Origin of the sequence: Pedobacter sp. CAN_A7, assembly GCF_015752175.1 — a bacterium.
Taxonomy (GTDB): Bacteria; Bacteroidota; Bacteroidia; order Sphingobacteriales; family Sphingobacteriaceae; genus Pedobacter.
The window spans coordinates 16,703-35,488 of sequence record NZ_JADOUW010000001.1 but is presented as its reverse complement, the minus strand read 5'-3'; the positions used below and the strand labels follow the sequence as shown (position 1 = coordinate 35,488).

At 40.6% G+C, this 18,786-nt stretch carries 16 protein-coding genes; 7 read left to right on the top strand and 9 right to left on the bottom strand.

The genetic code is table 11. The annotated features are described in order from the left end of the window. Nucleotides 1-215: 215 nt before the first annotated feature. The 3 genes from IWX76_RS00155 to IWX76_RS00145 all read left to right on the top strand — a co-directional run bounded on the left by IWX76_RS00155 (nt 216) and on the right by IWX76_RS00145 (nt 2,275). Complete coding sequence (locus IWX76_RS00155) at nt 216-1,406, top strand: acyl-CoA dehydrogenase family protein (protein WP_196857834.1); 1,191 nt, start codon at nt 216-218, stop codon at nt 1,404-1,406. A 218-nt stretch (nt 1,407-1,624) separates the two neighbouring features. Continuing rightward, nucleotides 1,625-2,008, top strand: coding sequence for an SRPBCC domain-containing protein (locus IWX76_RS00150; protein WP_196857833.1), 384 nt, complete (start codon nt 1,625-1,627; stop codon nt 2,006-2,008). 54 nt (nt 2,009-2,062) lie between these two features. Beyond that, the gene (locus IWX76_RS00145) at nt 2,063-2,275 is read left to right on the top strand and encodes a hypothetical protein (protein ID WP_196857832.1); all 213 of its coding nucleotides are present in this window, start codon (nt 2,063-2,065) and stop codon (nt 2,273-2,275) included. Nucleotides 2,276-2,694: 419 nt separating this feature from the next. On the opposite strand, the gene lysA is transcribed toward IWX76_RS00145, so the two are convergent. Both lysA and IWX76_RS00135 read right to left on the bottom strand, forming a co-directional pair. Next, nucleotides 2,695-3,870 carry a diaminopimelate decarboxylase gene (lysA, locus tag IWX76_RS00140; protein ID WP_196857831.1) on the bottom strand — a complete coding sequence of 392 codons (1,176 nt, stop codon included), beginning with the start codon at nt 3,868-3,870 and terminating at the stop codon, nt 2,695-2,697. A 190-nt stretch (nt 3,871-4,060) separates the two neighbouring features. Then, nucleotides 4,061-5,374, bottom strand: a complete 1,314-nt coding sequence (locus IWX76_RS00135) for an aspartate kinase (RefSeq protein ID WP_196857830.1) — start codon at nt 5,372-5,374, stop codon at nt 4,061-4,063. A 192-nt stretch (nt 5,375-5,566) separates the two neighbouring features. Here IWX76_RS00135 and IWX76_RS00130 point away from each other — a divergent pair, with 192 nt between their 5' ends. The 3 genes from IWX76_RS00130 (at nt 5,567) to IWX76_RS00120 (ending at nt 9,164) form a co-directional block, all read left to right on the top strand. Then, nucleotides 5,567-7,300 (top strand): phospho-sugar mutase, encoded by a 1,734-nt coding sequence (locus IWX76_RS00130; protein WP_196857829.1) that lies wholly within the window; start codon nt 5,567-5,569, stop codon nt 7,298-7,300. Between the two features lie 124 nt (nt 7,301-7,424). Then, nucleotides 7,425-8,123: a DUF4397 domain-containing protein gene (locus IWX76_RS00125; RefSeq protein WP_196857828.1), complete on the top strand. Its 699-nt coding sequence runs from the start codon at nt 7,425-7,427 to the stop codon at nt 8,121-8,123. Nucleotides 8,124-8,228: 105 nt separating this feature from the next. Then, on the top strand, nt 8,229-9,164 hold the full coding sequence (locus IWX76_RS00120; RefSeq protein ID WP_196857827.1) for a DnaJ C-terminal domain-containing protein: 936 nt from the start codon (nt 8,229-8,231) through the stop codon (nt 9,162-9,164). 102 nt (nt 9,165-9,266) lie between these two features. On the opposite strand, the gene IWX76_RS00115 is transcribed toward IWX76_RS00120, so the two are convergent. Together IWX76_RS00115 and tal are read right to left on the bottom strand one after the other, a co-directional pair. Continuing rightward, nucleotides 9,267-10,154, bottom strand: coding sequence for an SDR family oxidoreductase (locus IWX76_RS00115; RefSeq protein ID WP_196857826.1), 888 nt, complete (start codon nt 10,152-10,154; stop codon nt 9,267-9,269). A gap of 10 nt (nt 10,155-10,164) precedes the next feature. Then, entirely contained in the window at nt 10,165-11,265 is a 1,101-nt protein-coding gene (tal, locus tag IWX76_RS00110; RefSeq protein ID WP_196857825.1) for a transaldolase, read from the bottom strand. Nucleotides 11,266-11,355: 90 nt separating this feature from the next. On the opposite strand from tal, the gene IWX76_RS00105 reads away from it, so the two are divergent. Then, nucleotides 11,356-11,961: a hypothetical protein gene (locus tag IWX76_RS00105; RefSeq protein ID WP_196857824.1), complete on the top strand. Its 606-nt coding sequence runs from the start codon at nt 11,356-11,358 to the stop codon at nt 11,959-11,961. Between the two features lie 62 nt (nt 11,962-12,023). Here IWX76_RS00105 and IWX76_RS00100 read toward each other — a convergent pair whose 3' ends face one another. From IWX76_RS00100 to IWX76_RS00080, 5 genes are all read right to left on the bottom strand, one after another. After that, the gene (locus IWX76_RS00100; RefSeq protein ID WP_196857823.1) at nt 12,024-12,437 is read right to left on the bottom strand and encodes a response regulator; all 414 of its coding nucleotides are present in this window, start codon (nt 12,435-12,437) and stop codon (nt 12,024-12,026) included. A 134-nt stretch (nt 12,438-12,571) separates the two neighbouring features. Next, nucleotides 12,572-13,222 (bottom strand): response regulator, encoded by a 651-nt coding sequence (locus IWX76_RS00095; protein ID WP_196857822.1) that lies wholly within the window; start codon nt 13,220-13,222, stop codon nt 12,572-12,574. An 11-nt stretch (nt 13,223-13,233) separates the two neighbouring features. Next, nucleotides 13,234-14,205, bottom strand: coding sequence for a chemotaxis protein CheB (locus IWX76_RS00090; RefSeq protein WP_196857821.1), 972 nt, complete (start codon nt 14,203-14,205; stop codon nt 13,234-13,236). A gap of 10 nt (nt 14,206-14,215) precedes the next feature. After that, complete coding sequence (locus tag IWX76_RS00085) at nt 14,216-15,850, bottom strand: PAS domain-containing sensor histidine kinase (RefSeq protein ID WP_196857820.1); 1,635 nt, start codon at nt 15,848-15,850, stop codon at nt 14,216-14,218. Further along, on the bottom strand, nt 15,834-18,734 hold the full coding sequence (locus IWX76_RS00080) for a CheR family methyltransferase (protein ID WP_196857819.1): 2,901 nt from the start codon (nt 18,732-18,734) through the stop codon (nt 15,834-15,836). Before IWX76_RS00080 ends, IWX76_RS00085 begins: the two co-directional genes overlap by 17 nt. Nucleotides 18,735-18,786: the final 52 nt, after the last annotated feature.

Here is an 18,786-nt window from a genome sequence, read left to right as displayed (position 1 = left end):
ATTAAGCATCTATTAACCACAAGCGACTGGTTAAACAGTTATGGTGACTGATAATAAAGAAATGATATTGACCAATACCTATCAATGAGTTTATATCTAAATGATTGAACAAACATGACCACAAGCGATTGGTAAAATAGTAATGCTGACTGGTAATACAGTAATGATTTTGACCCAAAACCTATATACGACCAAAGTAAACCAAATAAAAAGCAATGAGCAAATCTGGAAAAAAAGACCTTTACGAAGCGCCTGATTACTACCTTTTGGATGAATTATTATCTGAAGAACACCGCCTGATCCGTTCTGCGGCTCGCGACTGGGTGAAAAAAGAGGTAAGTCCGATAATTGAAGATTTTGCCCAAAGGGCGGCCTTCCCATCACACCTGATCAAAGGTTTGGGAGAAATAGGTGCTTTTGGTCCTACGATTCCTGCTGCTTATGGCGGTGCTGGTTTAGATTACATTGCTTACGGTATCCTCATGCAAGAATTGGAACGTGGTGATTCAGGCATCCGCTCTACCGCCTCGGTACAGGGCTCTTTGGTGATGTATCCGATATTCACTTATGGCACTGAAGAACAACGGGAGAAATACTTGCCTAAGCTGGCTACCGGCGAACTCATGGGTTGTTTCGGCCTAACGGAACCTGACCATGGCTCTGATCCAAGCAGCATGGTGACTAATATTAAAGAAGATGGTGATCATTACCTATTAAATGGTGCCAAAATGTGGATTTCCAATGCCCCCTTCGCTGATATCGCAGTGGTTTGGGCAAAGGATGAGACCGGTAAAATTCGTGGTTTAGTGGTAGAACGCGGCATGGAGGGTTTTTCCACTCCGGAAACCCATAATAAATGGAGTTTGAGGGCTTCAGCTACAGGCGAACTGGTATTTGACAATGTCAAGGTGCCAAAAGCCAACGTATTCCCTGAAATCAGGGGCTTAAAAGGTCCCTTAGGCTGCCTGAACCAGGCGCGTTATGGCATTGCCTGGGGTGCTTTAGGGGCAGCAATGGATTGTTATGATACTGCCCTGCGTTACTCTAAAGAGCGGATTCAATTTGGCAAACCCATTGGTGGTTTCCAGCTGCAGCAAAAGAAACTTGCGGAAATGGTGACCGAAATTACCAAAGCCCAACTGATGGTCTGGCGATTGGGCGTATTAAAATCGGAAAACCGCGCCACTGCCGAACAGATTTCCATGGCCAAAAGAAACAGCGTGGAAATTGCCCTCGACATTGCCCGCAACGCGCGACAAATGTTAGGTGGCATGGGCATCACTGGAGAATATTCCATTATGCGCCACATGATGAACCTGGAGTCCGTGGTGACTTACGAGGGTACTCATGATGTGCATTTACTCATCACTGGTATGGATGTAACTGGCATAAACGCTTTTAAATAAGAAAATTGCAGCGATCATAAAGTAGTCGGAATTTAGCTTTAGTAGTGATAATAAGCTGTAGTTAAAGCAACCTCGAGTAATTATAATAAACTGTAGTAAGAACAAACTTTGTAGTATTAATAAACTGTTGTAATACAAACCATCAGTAGTAAAAATAAGCTGTAATAAATTAACCTTTTACGGAAAACAGACTGTATATAGGAACAAAAGGATCTAAAATGAAGACATTTAAAAAATATTACGCCTTCCCGGCCCCACCAGAAGAAGTGTACCTGGCGATGACCAAAGAAATGAGCATACAACTGTGGACAGGCGCTGAAGTACAATTTATTGATGAACCCGGCACAGAATTCTCTTTCTGGGACGGTGACATTGTAGGTAAAAACCTGGAATTCGACTTTGGCAAAAAAATTGTACAGCAATGGTACTTCGGAGAAGACACAGAACCTTCCATTGTGACCATTAAATTGCATGCCGATAAAAAAGGAACTTCCCTGGAATTCGTCCAAACCAATATCCCAGACGAGGACTATGAGGAATTTACAGCAGGACTAGATGAGCACTATTTTGGAGGTTTACAGGATTTCTTCGAAGAGGAATAACCTAACATTGGGTGCCCTTTAAAAAATGTGAACATTCACCTAATAAACACTGATATGAACAAAACCGTAGGACTTATTCTAATCGCCATTGGCGCCGTCCTGTTAATCTGGACAGGCTTTACGTACACTAAGAAAGAAAAAATTGTGGATGCCGGCCCCATCCAGATCTCTGCAGATCGTGAAAAATCTGTAAACTGGTCGCCCTACGCTGGTGGAATCATTCTAGTCGCAGGAATTGTAGTATTAGTGACCTCAAAAAACAAATAAATCCTTTAACAAACAAAAAGAGCCCAATTCGTAAGAATCTGGGCTCTTTTTGTTTACAGTGTTGACAGGCCACTTTCAACACTGTCCCTGTATCCTGTGCTAGCTATTTTGAAAATGGCTTGTACTATTTAAGTACGCCTGTACGATCTGCTACCACTTTTAAAATCTGTTGTCGCTAGCTAACTTAAAATCTCTGTTTGTGCTAGCTAACTTAAATCTGCTTGTGCTAGCTAAAATTGACCTGTGCTACTTTAAACTTCTCCGCCCCTAACCACGGATAGCATAATCTACAATTTTCCCGAACTAGGATTCATGCTGCTTTTCCCGAGTCCCCTGCACAAAGAAAAATACACGTCCTGTTTGAAGACATACGTTCTCCCCTTCGAGAACGAGGATGAAAACAGGACGTGTGTTTTTCCTTACTGGCCCTCGCTAAAAACAACATTAACCGCTTCGCGCAAATTGTACCGCGACGCCATGACTTCGCCATACGCCCCCGTACTCCTTATCGCAATCAAATCCCCCCTATGCGTCTTCTGCAATTCCACTTCCTTCCCAAAACAATCCGTGCTCTCGCAAATAGGTCCTACCACGTCATACTTCACGTCTTTATCTACGAAATCTGTATTATATACGCTATCCTTACTTATATTGTCGATTTTATGATACGCCTGATACAAAGCCGGACGCATCAGCTCCGTCATTCCCGCATCCAGAATAATAAAGTTCTTTTTCTTACCATTTTTCACATACAGCACCGAGCTAATCAACGACGAGCATTGCCCTACAAGCGCTCTGCCCAGTTCAAAATGAACTTCCTGGTTAGGACGCACCTGTAAAAACTCATGGAAGATGTTGAAGTAAGCTGTGAAGTCAGGGATTTGCTGATCAGGGTGATGGTAATCAATACCAAGGCCACCGCCAACATTTAACACTTTGATCATAAAACCACGGTCCTCAAACCAGGTAGCGAATTCATTTACGCGTACACACAGGTTTTTATACACATCCAGGTTGGTAATTTGTGATCCGATGTGGAAGTGTATACCAATGAATTCCAGGTGATCACACTGCTTTAACATCTCTGCGCAATCCGTTAAATCCCAGGAATTGATTCCGAACTTATTTTCATCTAACCCTGTGGTGATGTTGTGGTGCGTATGCGCATCTACATTCGGGTTAATACGGATGGCCACTTTTGCCTTTTTACCCTTATGGGCTGCCAAATCATTAATGACACCTAGTTCCTGGATCGACTCCACGTTGAAGCAGAAAATATCATGGTCCAGCGCATCCTTAATTTCTTTATCCGATTTACCGACCCCTGCAAACACCACCTGGTTTTTATCAAAGCCAAGTTCAATGGCTTTATTCACTTCGCCACCACTTACACAGTCGGCACCAAAACCTGTGGCTTTAATTTTTTCCAGTACACGCTGATTAAAGTTAGCTTTCATGGCATAATGAACATGAAAATTATACACCTTTGCTGCAGAGGCGCAGGCAGCTAGTGTATTTTGCAACAAGGCAAGGTCGTAATAGTAAAAAGGCGTTTCTAGCTGCTCAAAGCGGCCTAAATCTTTATTAGAAAACATAATGTTTAAATATCTTATAATATTTGTTTTAATCGGATTACTGTTGATTTTTGCCGGCAATCGTTTCGATTTACATCGGAACAAGATCAACAGAAAAGAGTACAATAGAAGAAACCGCTTCTTTGTTGTACTCGTATTTATCGTTATTGCTATTCTTCTTTACATGAGAAAAAAGTAGGCAACAGCCTTGCTATTCAAATATGCGGTTATGTAAACTTCTTAAAGCTTCTACCTTGTCTTTCGAATTGATGAGCAGGGAGATGTTGTAATTACTGCCTCCGTAAGAAATCATGCGGATAGGAAGGTGTTTTACGGCATCTAAAACCCGATAAGCAAAACCATGTATTTCAGCATTAAAATCACCTACTACACAAACTATACTTTGGTCTGTATCAATTTCCACACTTCCGAAAGCATGTAACTCTTCCACAATTTTGTCCAGGTTAACTGTATAATCAATTGTTACCGACACTGCCACTTCAGAAGTGGTAATCATATCGATTGGTGTTTTATAACGCTCGAAGATTTCAAATACACGCCTTAAGAAACCATAGGCCAACAGCATTCTGCTCGAATGGATCTTAATGGCAGTAATGCCATCTTTGGCAGCGATAGACTTGATTTTACCTTTCTCACTTTCTGTGGATATTAAAGTACCCATGGCCTTTGGCTCCATGGTATTTAATAAACGGACCGGAATTTTATATTTCTGTGCCGGGAATACCGACTGCGGATGTAAGATTTTTGCTCCGAAATAAGCCAACTCTGCTGCTTCATCAAATGACAAGTGAGAAATTGGTTTGGTACCTTTTACAATTCTAGGATCATTGTTATGCATTCCGTCAATGTCGGTCCAGATTTGTACTTCTTCGGCCGTAATGGCTGCACCAATTAACGAGGCCGTATAATCACTACCTCCCCTGCGCAGGTTATCTACTTCACCAAAGCTGTTGCGGCAGATAAATCCCTGGGTAATGAACAACTTGTTACCCGCATGTTGTGCTAATAATGGTTTAAGGTGATGGGTAATGAAAGGAACATCAGGTTCGTTATCCTCATCGATCTTCATGAAATCAAGGGCCGGTAATAATACGGAAGGCACATTGATGGATTTTAAATAAATATGGTATAAAGTGGTTGATAACAATTCGCCTTGTGCCAATACCACACGTTCCTCAATGGGTGTGAAAATATCGTTCACTAAGGTGGCAATAAAGTTCAAGTGGTAATCCACAACTTCCTGTCCTTGTTCACGGTATTCTGTCGATGGCAACAGCTCTTCGATAAAGGTATTGTATTGTTGGTGCAGGGCGTTAATTAAAGTTAACGCCGATTCCTTATCTTCCTTTAAAAGCTTGCCAGAAATTTCTACTAAACTATTGGTAGTACCAGACACGGCCGATAATACCACAATTTGTTCTTCTGCAGGATTAATAATATCCAGCAATTTGGTCATCCGCTCAGGGCTTCCGACAGAAGTTCCGCCAAACTTTAATATCTTCATTTGTTTAATTGTTTTTGTCGTTTAAATTATGCTATTTAGAAATGTAGCCCATTAATATGTAGGTTTAATTCATATTTTTGGGCCAACGCTCCCGTTCTCGCGGTGAAAATAATTAAAATTTCATCGTATTTCACGAAACAGGAGGTAAATTACATTGTTTACATAAAAACTTTAAAAAGATATTTAGCTCATATGCAATTAGAACCTTCAACTTTAGACACCATCAACCAGTGGTTAAATGGCAATTACGACCAGCAAACAAAAGAAGAAATCCAAAAATTAGTTAACGAGGAGGCCTATACTTCACTTACAGATGCTTTTTACAGGAATCTGGAATTTGGTACTGGTGGGTTGAGAGGGATCATGGGCGCAGGTTCTAACCGGATTAATAAATACACCATTGGGACAGCTACACAAGGCTTAAGTAATTACTTATTAAAGAAATACCCGGGTGAAGAGATTTCAGTAGCCATTGCGCACGACAGTCGTAATAACTCTGATCTTTTTGCTAAAACTACTGCAGATGTTTTCTCTGCAAACGGTATCCGTGTCTATTTCTTCAGCGCTTTACGCCCTACACCTGAATTATCTTTTGCCATCAGGCACCTGGGTTGTAAAAGTGGGGTGATGCTTACCGCATCGCATAACCCAAAAGAGTATAACGGCTACAAAGCATATGACGCCAATGGCGGACAATTTACGGCGCCCGATGATACTGAAGTGATGAATGAGGTAGCCGCTATCAGCAGCATTGATGAGGTTAAATTTGAACGTAATGAAGCCCTGATCGAGTCCATCGGTGAGGAAATTGATAAATTATATTTAGACGAGATTACTAAACTTTCCGTTTCTCCGGAGGCTATTGCACGTCAGAAAGACTTAAAGATCGTCTTCTCTCCTATTCACGGAACAGGAATTACCCTGGTTCCTCAGGCATTGGCACAGTTTGGTTTCACCAACCTGACCCTGGTAGAAGAACAAAGCACACCAGATGGTAATTTCCCAACGGTGGTTTATCCAAACCCCGAAGAAAAAGAAGCGATGACCCTGGCCTTGAAAAAAGCGACAGAAATTGATGCTGATTTAGTATTAGCCACTGATCCTGACGCGGATCGCGTGGGTATAGCTGTTAAAAATAAACAAGGTGACTTTGAATTGCTTAATGGTAATCAAACTGGTGCTTTGTTGATCCACTATTTGTTAACCGCCTGGGAAGAAAAAGGAAAACTAGATGGTAACCAATACATTGTAAAGACCATTGTAACCACTAATTTAATTGAAGCCATAGCAAAAGCTAAAAACGTAACCTGCTACAATACCTTAACAGGATTTAAGTGGATTGGCCAGTTAATTACGCAATTGCAAGGCGATAAAACCTTTATTGTGGGTGGTGAAGAAAGTTATGGTTATTCTGTTGGCGAATTGGTGAGAGATAAAGATGCGGTTATTGCATGTGCTTTTATAGCAGAAATGACGGCCTATTATAAAGATAAAGGCAGCAGTTTATATGACGCTTTAATTGAAATGTATGCTACCTACGGTTTGTATAAAGAAGAATTAGTTTCCTTAACTAAAAAAGGTAAAACTGGTGCTGAAGAGATTAAAGCGATGATGGAGCAGTTTAGAAGTAACCCACCTGCGCAATTGGGTGGTGCTAAAGTAATTACGTTGAAAGATTACGAATTGGGTATGGAGACTGACCTGACAACCGGAACAACCAAGGCTCTGGAACTCCCTAAATCAGATGTTTTACAATTTGTAACCATTGATGGCAGCATTATTTCTGCACGTCCGTCGGGTACAGAACCTAAGATTAAGTTTTACTGCAGTGTAAATACTCCTTTAGTGGATAAAGCGGCTTTCCATGAGGTAAATGAATTACTTGGAAAAAAAATCCACCATATCATGGAGGATCTACAAGCTTAACAAATATTTGTAACTCAAAGAGCGGCCTTTATTCATCATAATGGCCGCTTTTTTGTTTTTAACATTTTTTAACAGTGATTTACCTAGATTAGGGCGATATTTGAATTACATATTAAAACAATTTATGATGAAATTTTCTACGAACACAATTCTTTCTTTTGGTCTGCTTTTTACATTGGCATTTTCGTCTTGTAAAAAAGATGATGATACAGATACGACTACACCTGATAGTGGGACCAGTTTCATTAGTGTCGTAAATGCTTCGCCAAGTCTGGCTACCTATAATTACTACATGGACGATGTAAAAATGAACACGGCAGCATTACCATTGGGCGGTACCGTTCCCTATGTACAGGTGAAATCGGCTACTTATGCCTCAAAATTCACTTCGGCAAGTACCACTGAAAGTTTATTATCCAAAAGCATTACTTTAAGTTCTAGTGGCGTATATACTTATTTTCTAGCTGGCCAGGCCGATAAACTGGAAGGTATTTTAGTTAAAGATGAAATCTCTGGTGTAACTACGCAGGGTGCAATACGTTTAGTAAACCTATCTCCTGATGCAACTGCATTAGACCTGGTGGTAAAAGGCGGTGCTACGGTAATTACCAACCAATTTTATAAGTCAGTTAGTGCTTTCGTAGCCATGGAGCCTAAGGTTTACACCTTAACTGTTGTAGAAAAAAGCACTGGTGCCGTTAAAGCTACCTTAACTGATGTCACTTTAGGTGCTGGAAAATACTACTCTGTATTGGTAAGAGGGATGGTGAATCCTGGCAATACGGACCACCCATTAGGCGCACAATTGATTGTGAATTTATAATCTAAAATAGCTTATTGGCCGTCTTAAATTTTGATTTAAGACGGCTTTTTTGTGCACTAATTTGTGATTTCAATTGTTTAAATTTACTGGCAGAAACAACACGCTATGGCATTTATCGACTATTATAAAATTCTTGGAATTGATAAAAAGGCTTCGCAGGAAGACATCAAAAAAGCTTATCGAAAGCTTGCCCGGAAGTATCATCCTGATGTGAATCCTGACGACAATGAAGCTAACAAACAGTTTCAGTTGGTCAATGAAGCCAATGAGGCCTTGAGTGATCCTGAAAAACGCCGCAAGTATGATGAATACGGCGAGAACTGGAAACAGGCCGATCAGTTTGAACAGCAAAGAAAATCTCAAGGCAGGCAATATTCCGGACGCAGCCCTTTTAATAGCAGCGGAAACCCATATGGTGGAGGCTACCAAACGGAAACTGATTTCGGTGGTGGTGGTTTCTCCGATTTCTTTGAATCGCTTTTTGGCAAACCTTCTGGTGGGCGCTCTGCTCGCGGCAATGGCAGAGCTAAAGGGCAGGATTACCAGGCCGAACTTAAATTGAGTCTACGGGAAGCCTATTCTTCGCATCAAAGAACGTTAACGGTAAATGGTAAACAGATCAGGATTACCATTCCGGCAGGCATAGCCCATGGCCAGGTCATTAAATTGAAAGGCCAGGGAGCGCCAAGTCAGGCAGGTGGCCCATCAGGCGATTTATTTATTACCATGGTGATTGGAGAAGATCCCGTTTTTAAACGCGTACAGAGTGATTTGATGATGACGGCTAACCTTGACCTTTATACTGCGGTGTTGGGTGGCGATACGACGGTGGATACCTTGAATGGTAAGGTGAAATTAAAGGTGGCAGCGGGTACTCAATATGGCACTAAAGTACGTTTGAAGGGCAAAGGTTTCCCTGTATATAAAAAAGAGGGTGAATTTGGTGATCTATACGTGACCTTTCAAATCCAGATACCTGATAAATTAAGTCCTAAACAGACAGAATTGTTTAAGGAACTGGCACTACTATCTCAAACATAAAAAAGGCGCTGTTACAAACCTTCTTAAGCTTTATACAATGCTTTAAATTGCAATAAGCTTAAGCTGTTTGTAACAGCGCCCCTGGCGTAAAACTTAAGGAGTTTATATGGTAACCCTACCCCCGGTTACGGGTATGGTAGCGCCGGCTATATAACTGGCTTCATCGGAAGCCAGGAATACATAGGCTGGTGCCACTTCAACAGGTTGTCCCGGTCGCCCCATTGGCGTATCCTGGCCGAAAGTTTCGGGATCAGGCATGGTCGACGGAATCAAAGGTGTCCAGATCGGCCCTGGGGCCACACAGTTTACCCGGATGCCCTTGCCTGCATCCAATAAAATCTGACTTAAATTAGCCGTAAAGTTTTGGATGGCACCTTTTGTAGCCGCATAAGGTAATAATTGTGCGGATGGTGAATAAGCATTAACTGATGTGGTGTTAATAATACTGCTTCCCGGTTTAAGGTGTGGTTCTGCTGCTTTACACAGGTAAAACATAGCATGGATATTGGTATCGAAGGTGTAGCGCCATTCTTCTGCTGGAATGTCCTGCAGGGTCTCTCTAGCCATTTGAAAGGCTGCATTATTGACCAGGATATCCAGCTGTCCAAATTCTTCCACTGCTTTTTCTACCAGGGTTTTGCAATGATCCTCCTTACTAATGTCGCCTTTAACCAGCACAGCTTTGCGACCGGCCTCTCGAATATAGTTAGCGGTATCGTTGGCATCCTCATCTTCCACATCATCAAGGTAAGAAATAAGCACATCGGCCCCTTCACGGGCAAAAGCTATCGCTACAGCCCGGCCAATTCCAGAATCGCCACCAGTAATGATTGCTTTTTTACCAGTAAGTTTTCCTGAACCTTTATAGCTAGTTTCGCCATGATCAGCGGTAGGCATCAATTGTTCTTCAGTTCCTGGGGTTTCCTGGTCTTGTTGCGGAAATGGTGGAACAGGATATTTAGTGTGGGGATTTGAATTCTTGTTTTCCATAAGCTAGGTTTTATAAACGTTTTATTTGTTGTTCAATCGCATCAATTAACTTGTTATAAGGGGCTATAAATTTTTGTATACCTTCTTCTTCGAGTTGTCTGGTAATATCATCGAGGTTAATGCCGGCGGCTTTTATACGCTGCAGGGTGTCGGTAGCTTTATCCACGTCAAACTCCAGGGTATTTGCCAGTGTACCTTCTTTTCGGAAAGCCTCGATGGTTTCCAATGGCACGGTATTCACCGTATCCGGACCAATTAAGGCATCTACATATTTTGTGGCCTTAAAAGCGGGATTTTTGCTACTGGTACTAGCCCAAAGCAGGCGTTGGGGTTTAGCACCTGCAGCTTCCAGCCTACGCCAGCGCTCCGTACTAAAAATATCTTTATAAAGCTGGTATGCGGTTTTTGCAGAAGCTATGGCCACTTCTCCTTTTAATTCGCCTAAACCTTTTTCATCTAACATGGGATCAACGAGCACATCAATCCGGCTGAGGAAAAAGCTGGCCACAGAAGCAATATTATTAATCGGTAGTCCCTGGTTATGGCGGGACTCCAATCCAGAAATATAGGCTTCGGTGACCGCCTGATAACGATCTAGTCCAAATAATAAGGTGACATTAATATTAATTCCCTGTTCAATGCAGTAACGGATGGCTTCCAGGCCTTCTTCTGTACCTGGAATTTTAATCATCACATTTTCACGATCTACTTCTTTCCATAACCGAAGGGCCTGTGCAATGGTACTTTGGGTATCCAGGGCGAGACGAGGCGAAACTTCCAGGCTCACATAACCGTCGGCACCTTCCACTTCTTCTTGGTTGTACAATGGTTTAAATAAGTCAGCGGCCTTTTTAATATCAGCAATGGCTAATTGATAAAAAAGTAGTTCAAGGTCGGCTTGCTCTGCCGATAACTGTTGAATATCCGCATCATAATCTGAACTTCCGGTAATGGCTTTTTCAAAGATTGCAGGATTAGACGTTACACCCCGCACCCCATCCTCGTCGATTAACCGTTGTAAGGCGCCGGATTTGATAATCTCCCGGTCAATAAAATCAAGCCAGATACTTTGGCCATAGTCGTGTATTTGTTTTACTTTATTATTTTCCATGTTGCTGAGCTTAAAAAGAAAAAACAATATCTATTATAAACAGTTTTCCTTATCTGAAATACTTTAATCAGAAAACCTAAAATTAGACCTATGGAAAGCCATATTCCCGAACAACAAGAAGGCAGCAAAATGGATATTTATGCCCAAACAGATTTTGATAGCACCGCAGCAGCGAAGGCGTATTATGCCATAGCTAAAAACAAGTTAATGGAAGTATACCGATGGTATGAAGTATGCGAAGTGCCTGTTTCTACTTTTATGCTTACAGACAGCACAGGGGAGGAAGTAAAACGGTGGGCGCAGGAAGGTGATTACCTAAAGATTGATATCCCTGGGCCGGGCACATCTACAGGTGAAGGTTACGACTGGGTAAAAGTAGAATCTGTTTTGGAAGAATCAACTCTGGATACGGATGTCACCTCCATCACGGTAAGGCCTGCCTCTAATCCGCTAAACGTAGATGATGATACAGCGCACTTTTTTGAAGATAGCGCCACTTCTACCTTTCAAGTGAAAAGAATAGGAACAAGTGTACATGCGGAAGTACATGGCCGGAATGAAAAAGCAAATACCAATACAGAACAACTGACAGATAATATTAGAAATACCCTGGTCGGCTGGTCGGCTAAACTGGGTTTATCCTTTCCACAATGGAAAAGCCTGGTTAATGGATTGGTTAAAACAAAAGAAGCGTAAGGGCTTTTCCCCTTACGCTTCTTTGTATAGCTATAGTTTAGTGATTAGTAAGGCCTAATCGCCTATTCCTGTCGGTATCGGGGATAGGATTCTTTTAAGCTTTGATAAGGAACGGGTGAGTTTTTGATCGTCTTTTGAATGACGTTTAATAAATGAGTCATGTCAAATGGTTTAGAAATAAAGGCGTCGCAGCCATAATTCCCTAAAGATTGAATGATTCGCTCGTAAGCTGAAATAATAATGACCGGCAGAGAACGGGTTGCCTGATTTCGCTTGAGTGCCGCACAGAGTTCTCCCCCATTTAAGCCGCCAATTAAATAATCTAAAATAACAAGATCGGGTTGATGTACATACACCATGGCGAATATGTCGTCTGTATAGGTACTTGTGACTACCTGATAACCATAGTAGGTCAAGGTAGATTCCATGACATCCAGCATAGCTACATCATCATCTATTAACAGTACTTTATTCATAGCGATATCGTTTAAATGCACTCTAAATGAATATTAAATTAACATCCATATCTGATGAGTAAATATAACAAAGTTTCTAATATAATAAAAGGTACAATTACGTAATAATCTTGCGTGAAATACTAATAAAGATTTTATTGAACAATGCCGTTTAAAACGGCATATTTAATCAAAGCTGCAGTATTGCGTGATCCTGTTTTCTCAATCAGGCTTTGGCGGTGCCCCTCTACTGTCCGCTTACTAATAAATAGCCGATCCGACATTTCAGAATTGGTTAGACCCTCTGCAATAAGGTGTAATACATCAATTTCTCTCATGGAGAAGTTTTTACTAATATCTACGCCGCCGTATTCCATGTTCGATTTTTGAATTAAACGATCCAGCTGCCTGATGGATAATTCGGTACAAAGGTATTTATTTCCGCTGGCCACATGTTTAATGGAAAAAATCAGCTCATCTGCGCTTACGCTCTTCAGCAAATAAGCAGAAGCTCCTTCCATAAAGGACTGTGCCACATATTTTTCATTATCCATCATGGATAAAATCATGACTTTGATGTTCTGATTTATCGACTTGATTTTACTAATCAACGCGATTCCATCAATTTCGGGCATATTGATATCGGCAAGAACAATGTCTACGACCATTCCTTTTTGGACCATCTCTAATGCCTCAAGTCCATTCATGGCTTCACCAACCACGTTTATACTCTTATCCATTTCCAACAGCATCTTAATGCCATTGCGAACGATATTATGATCCTCAGCTAATATTACATTCAACATCTTTATATTGGTTAGTTAATTTCCGTGTTTTTACCTACTTCCAACAGGAGCAATTTTAAGCGATCAATTTGTATATCGATTTCCTGAGACCTGGAGCTGCCTGAGGCCATTTTATTTAACAAATTTTTACGTTCTTCCATAATTCTTATCGCTACCCATAACGATTCTTCCACTGCTTTGATCTGCTTCAATTCCAGACTCTTTAGTGTAAAAGCATGCCCAGTATAACAACGGTAACGTATAAAACTACCATCCGTAATTTTAGCCAGGATACCACCACAATCCGGACAAGTAAACGGAGTAAGATCACCTAACTTAACCAGGTCATCAAAACTGCTGGTCATTTGCAGCGCAATTGACGTTTCTAATTTAATGTCATCTGGCACAGGTGCTGGCACACATGCGCCTTGTGCATACAGGTCTAGCAATATATAAATCATTTCATCAATGGACACATTGTAATCAACCTCCACTTGCTGAAGCACATTTTGAGCCATATCTGGAAATTCAGCTTCATCAGGATTCTGAACCATGCATTTGCCCCCACACCTTTTAATGGCCAGCATACCCGATGTTCCATCATCTAAAAGACCAGAAAGTATAATTCCCGTTACGCAGGAGTTGTAAGCTAAAGCCGCAGAACGAAATAAAACGTCTATAGCAGGTCTCCAATGGTTTTCATAACCTCCTTTTCTAACGCGTATGTAGTTCCGTTCTACCATCATGTGGTAATCTGTTGGCGCCAGGTAGATAGTTCCTAATTCCATCCTTTCCCCTTCTTTAGCTATTTTACATTTTAGAAACGTTTGCTTTTGGATAAAGTTTAAAATTACATCTGATTTTGACAAGGGAGACAAGTGGATGACCACAAAAATAGCAGCGTCCAGATCTGATTTAAAAGTGGAAGCCAAACGGGATACAGCAGCAATACCTCCAGCGGAAGCGCCGATCACGATAATATTTTTTACTGTTTCCGCTTTCATACATAATTGGTTAGATGCTGTCAATATCAGATAAGCCCTTATCGTTTCTAAAAACAATGGTTATTTTGGTTCCACTTACCGTGCTGTTCATGTCCATTTCCCCATCTAAAAGGAAAACACGGTTTTTAATACCTCTTAAACCTGATCCTTTTCTCAGCAGGTCGTCAAGATTACCCTGAAAACCTCCACCATCATCAGAAACAATAATCTTTACCAAATGCTGATCAATATGAACTTTTATTTCTGCCCGACTGGCATTAGCGTGTTTAATAGAATTATTAACCAATTCCTGTATAATACGAAACAAATACAACTGCACTTTGGGGTGCAATAAGTCGGCGGTAGTCTTTATATTAGTTTTAACCTCGAAACTTGATGTCGTTAATCGTTGGGCCATTTCTTTAATGCCTGCGGTAAAGCCAAAATCTTTAAGTACGGATGGGGTCAGTTCATAAGAAATCTGTCGTGTTTCCTGAATAGCCTGATCAAGCAATTGATTAATGTTTACGAAAGCATTGTTAAGGTCGTTTTTAAGCTGAATGTTTTGAAGATTTAATTTGATGCCATATAGAATCTGGCAGACGCTATCATGAAGTGCATTACTGATAGCCGAGCGTTCGTTTTCTTGTGCCATGAGGGTGGCAGATAAAATAAGACGTTGCTGACCATTACGTAAATCATCTGCCTCCTGACTTAAACGTTTCCGTTCGGTAATATCCATCAATATCCCTGCGAAACATTTTTCATCTTTATTGGCATTATCCACTTCGTGGCCTCGAGATAGGATGTGCTTTAATTGTCCTGCTTTAGTAAAAACCTTAAACTCCACATTAATCTCTTTTTCTTTGCCATGCGTTCTTAAGCTTTCTTTAATCTCATCCAGATCTTCAGGGTGTACTAATTTATAAAATGAACTGAGGTGCCCATCAAATTCCCATGGTTTTAAGCCGAAAATGGCATAACTATAATCATCAAAATAAACTTTATCTTTCGAAGTATCAACTGTCCAGGTGCCAGTTGAGGATGCTTTTAAAGTCATTTCCAGCCTATCCTTGGTGGCCAGAAGATTAATCTGCGCATCACGGCTTTCCTTAATATCAATTACGGCGATGTAATACTTTACCTGGGAAGGAACTATATTTTGCACGATAATTCCTTCCACACGAGCGTAGGTAAACTCATTGTTTCCCAATTGTAGTTTCATCTCGATCGATTGTCGGGAATCAGAGTTCTGCATTTTGTAGAGGAAACTGTAAAAATCTTCCCAGGAATCTGTTGTAATAAAACTTTGAAAGCGTTTCATGATCACCTGATTTTTCGAAATTTTTAACAGGTCTAAGCCACGTTGGTTTACATCAGTAATATGTCCTAAGTAATCCAGTATGAAATAGCCTACCGGGGCCAGGTCGTATAAACTGACAAATTTTGCACGCTCTTCTTCTAAAGACTGGTAGGATACTTTTAACTCATCATTCTGCATTTCGAGTTCCAGACGAAAAACCTGAAGCTCATTAAGCAACACCTTTACCTCATCCCTAGATATAGAAACATCAGCGGAAGCATCAAATTTGCGTAATATTTTTTCAGCCTGTTTGCCTATTGAGGAAGTTGTGCTACGTTTAGCAAACTCATTCCAATCCTTCACGATGTTGAGCTTTAAATGTTACCATCATGGCTTGAAAACTTTGCTCCTCGATAGCGTAAAATGGTTCTATCCGAACCGTAAACAAGGCTAATCCTTTTCCAGCAGTTTCCTGTTGTATGAGCGTTTCAAACGCTTGTGGCTTATTGTTTAACAGTAATTTATCAAATTTGTTTGTACGCCATTTTTTATGGCAAATGTCTGTAAAAAACTGTTCGATCAACTGCACTTCCTGCATTTGAAAAGTTTGTAAAAATAGCTGATTAACAACCATAATCTTACTTTCCTGATCCAGAATGAGGACACCTTCACTGCGCTGATCAATAATTTGCTGTGCAAAACTTTTTAACGTCGACAGCTGAAGCTCCATCTTTTTATTAGACGTAATTTTTGTGAATGTGAGCACCGCACCGCCAATGAAATTATCTATGGTACGATAGGGCATAATTCGTAAATTATACCACTCTTTTTCTTTTGTTTTAACCTGTATTTGTCTGCCATTTAATTTCTCAATGACCTCAGCAATCTTTTTATCCAGGTCAGGATAATCAAAATTAGTTACGATATGCATGATCGACCGCCCCACATCTGTGGGTATTAAATTAAACAACTTAGATACCTGTGGTGTAAATCGTAAAATATTAAGTTGATGATCTAAAAATATTGTTCCAATTTCAGTGCTGTCCAACAAGTTTTTCATGTCGTTGTTGAGTTGCGTACTTTCTTCTGCTTTGATCTGGTATTGCAGGTTAATCGTCATTAACTCCTCATTGAGCGACTGCATTTCTTCTTTGGTAGTCAAGGCCTCCTCATTAGTACTTTGCAACTCTTCATTCGTACTCTGTAACTCTTCATTGGTCGATTTTAGTTCTGCTAAAGAGGTTTCCATCTGCTCAATAGTGGTATGTAATTGCTGTTTAGTATAAATTAATTCTTTTTCCAATTCATCCAATGCGCCGCCATTAGCGTATTCGGTAGATTTTGAAGTATTCCGTAATTTTTTGTAAGGGCCCAAATCCTGGAAAGTGACCAACAGCAGGCCTTGTAAATGAATATCGGTGAGGTAATCGACCGTAATGGTTACTAATTCTATTTTGGAATCCAAATTAAACTTTACCTTATTAACGGAGATGTTTTGTCTTCGCTCATGTGCCTGATAAATCGCATTCCCTAATACATGTTTGAGTTCTTCCCTGATCATCCGATGAATATTCATGACTGCTTCGCCCGAATTGATTTGCAAATACTTGCCTACCTGTCCGCTGATGTATAAAATTTCTCCCTTATCTGTAAGTAATAAGGATGCCGGGGTGTACTTAGCTAATATAAGTTTGTTAAAAGTTTCTGAAATTGGACTTTTCTGTTTTTGTTGCAACTCCAATTTGATATTTTTAGTTTGATTGGAAATGTCAAATGGAAAGTCCGCAATTTTATTGGCCACTGATGAACCTTCTTTTTTTTCATATATTTTCCATTTAGCATCTAAGGTTACAAATGCGTCACTATACACGCCAAGTGATTCAGCTGGGCCGAGAAATAGCAGTCCTCTGTTTAACAACGAATAATGAAATATAGGGATTATCTTCTTCTGTAATTCTATGGTCAAATAGATCATCACGTTGCGGCAACAGATCAGATCTAGCTTAGTAAAAGGAGCGTCTTTAATCAGGTTGTGCTGTGCAAAAACCACTACTTCCCTTACCTCCTTTTTAACCACATAACCTTCGTCTTTTTTGATGAAGAAACGCTCCAGCCGCGCAGTGGAAACTTCTGAAACGATATTACCAAAATAGTAGCCTGCACGAGCATGCTCTATGGCATTTGCATCTAAATCTGTGGCAAAAATTTGTACTCTAGGTTTTTGTTTGATCTGCAGGCTATCCAGGTATTCAAGAACATAAATGGCGATAGAATAGGCCTCTTCCCCTGTAGAACACCCAGCAACCCAAACCCGGATTGGATCTGCCTGAGCTTTGATTTTAAATAACTGCTGAAGGTATGTTTTTAAGGTATCGAAAGCCTGATAATCCCTAAAAAATTTGGTTACGCCTATCAATAACTCATTAAATAAAAGGGATACTTCGTCGGGGTTTTCACGCAAATAGTTCACGTAAGAAGTATAATCAGGAAGTTGATGAAAGGCAATACGCCGTTCCAATCTTCTTGTAATGGTATTTTTTTTATATAGACTGAAATCGTGGCCAGTATGCGACCGTAACATCATTAGTATTTTTTGGAATTGTGTTGCCTGATTACGTTCAGAATCAAACGAACCCCCATTTAAAGAATTGATAGCAGGATGAGTTAAATATTGTATCAATTTCAAAGGCATATTTTGCGGCAGAAGCACATAATCGACCATATTTGTCTTAATAGCTGCTAAAGGCATACTGCTATATTCAGCACTTTCGGGATCTTGGGTCATGGTCATGCCAAGCTTTTCTTTAATCATCCGGACGCCGGTTTCACCGTCGGAACCCATGCCAGAGAATATGATCGCCACAGCCATGTTATTCCTGTCCTCAGCTAAACTCTGCAAAAAATAGTCAATTGCCATATGTGCCCCCCTTTTTCGTGTGGCTTGCATTAATAACAACTGACCTTTATGGATTCCCATATCCTTCCCAGATGGAATAACGTATACGTGGTCTGGCTGCACCTCCATGCCATCTTCCGCTTCCACAATTGGCATGGGTGTTGCCGTTTGTAATAATCCAGCCACGTCCATATGCTGACTGGGATCTAAATGCATAATGATAACATAGGCGAACCCACTCGGAACCGGCAAATGCAAAAAGAAAGTCTCAAATGCATGAAATGAACCTGCTGAGCCGCCCATTCCAATAATTGGGAATATTTGTCCTTGTGTTTTACTTGATGATACCATGCTTTAATCTACGATGTTTGCGCTAAAGTAAGGTAAAATAGACGATATATTT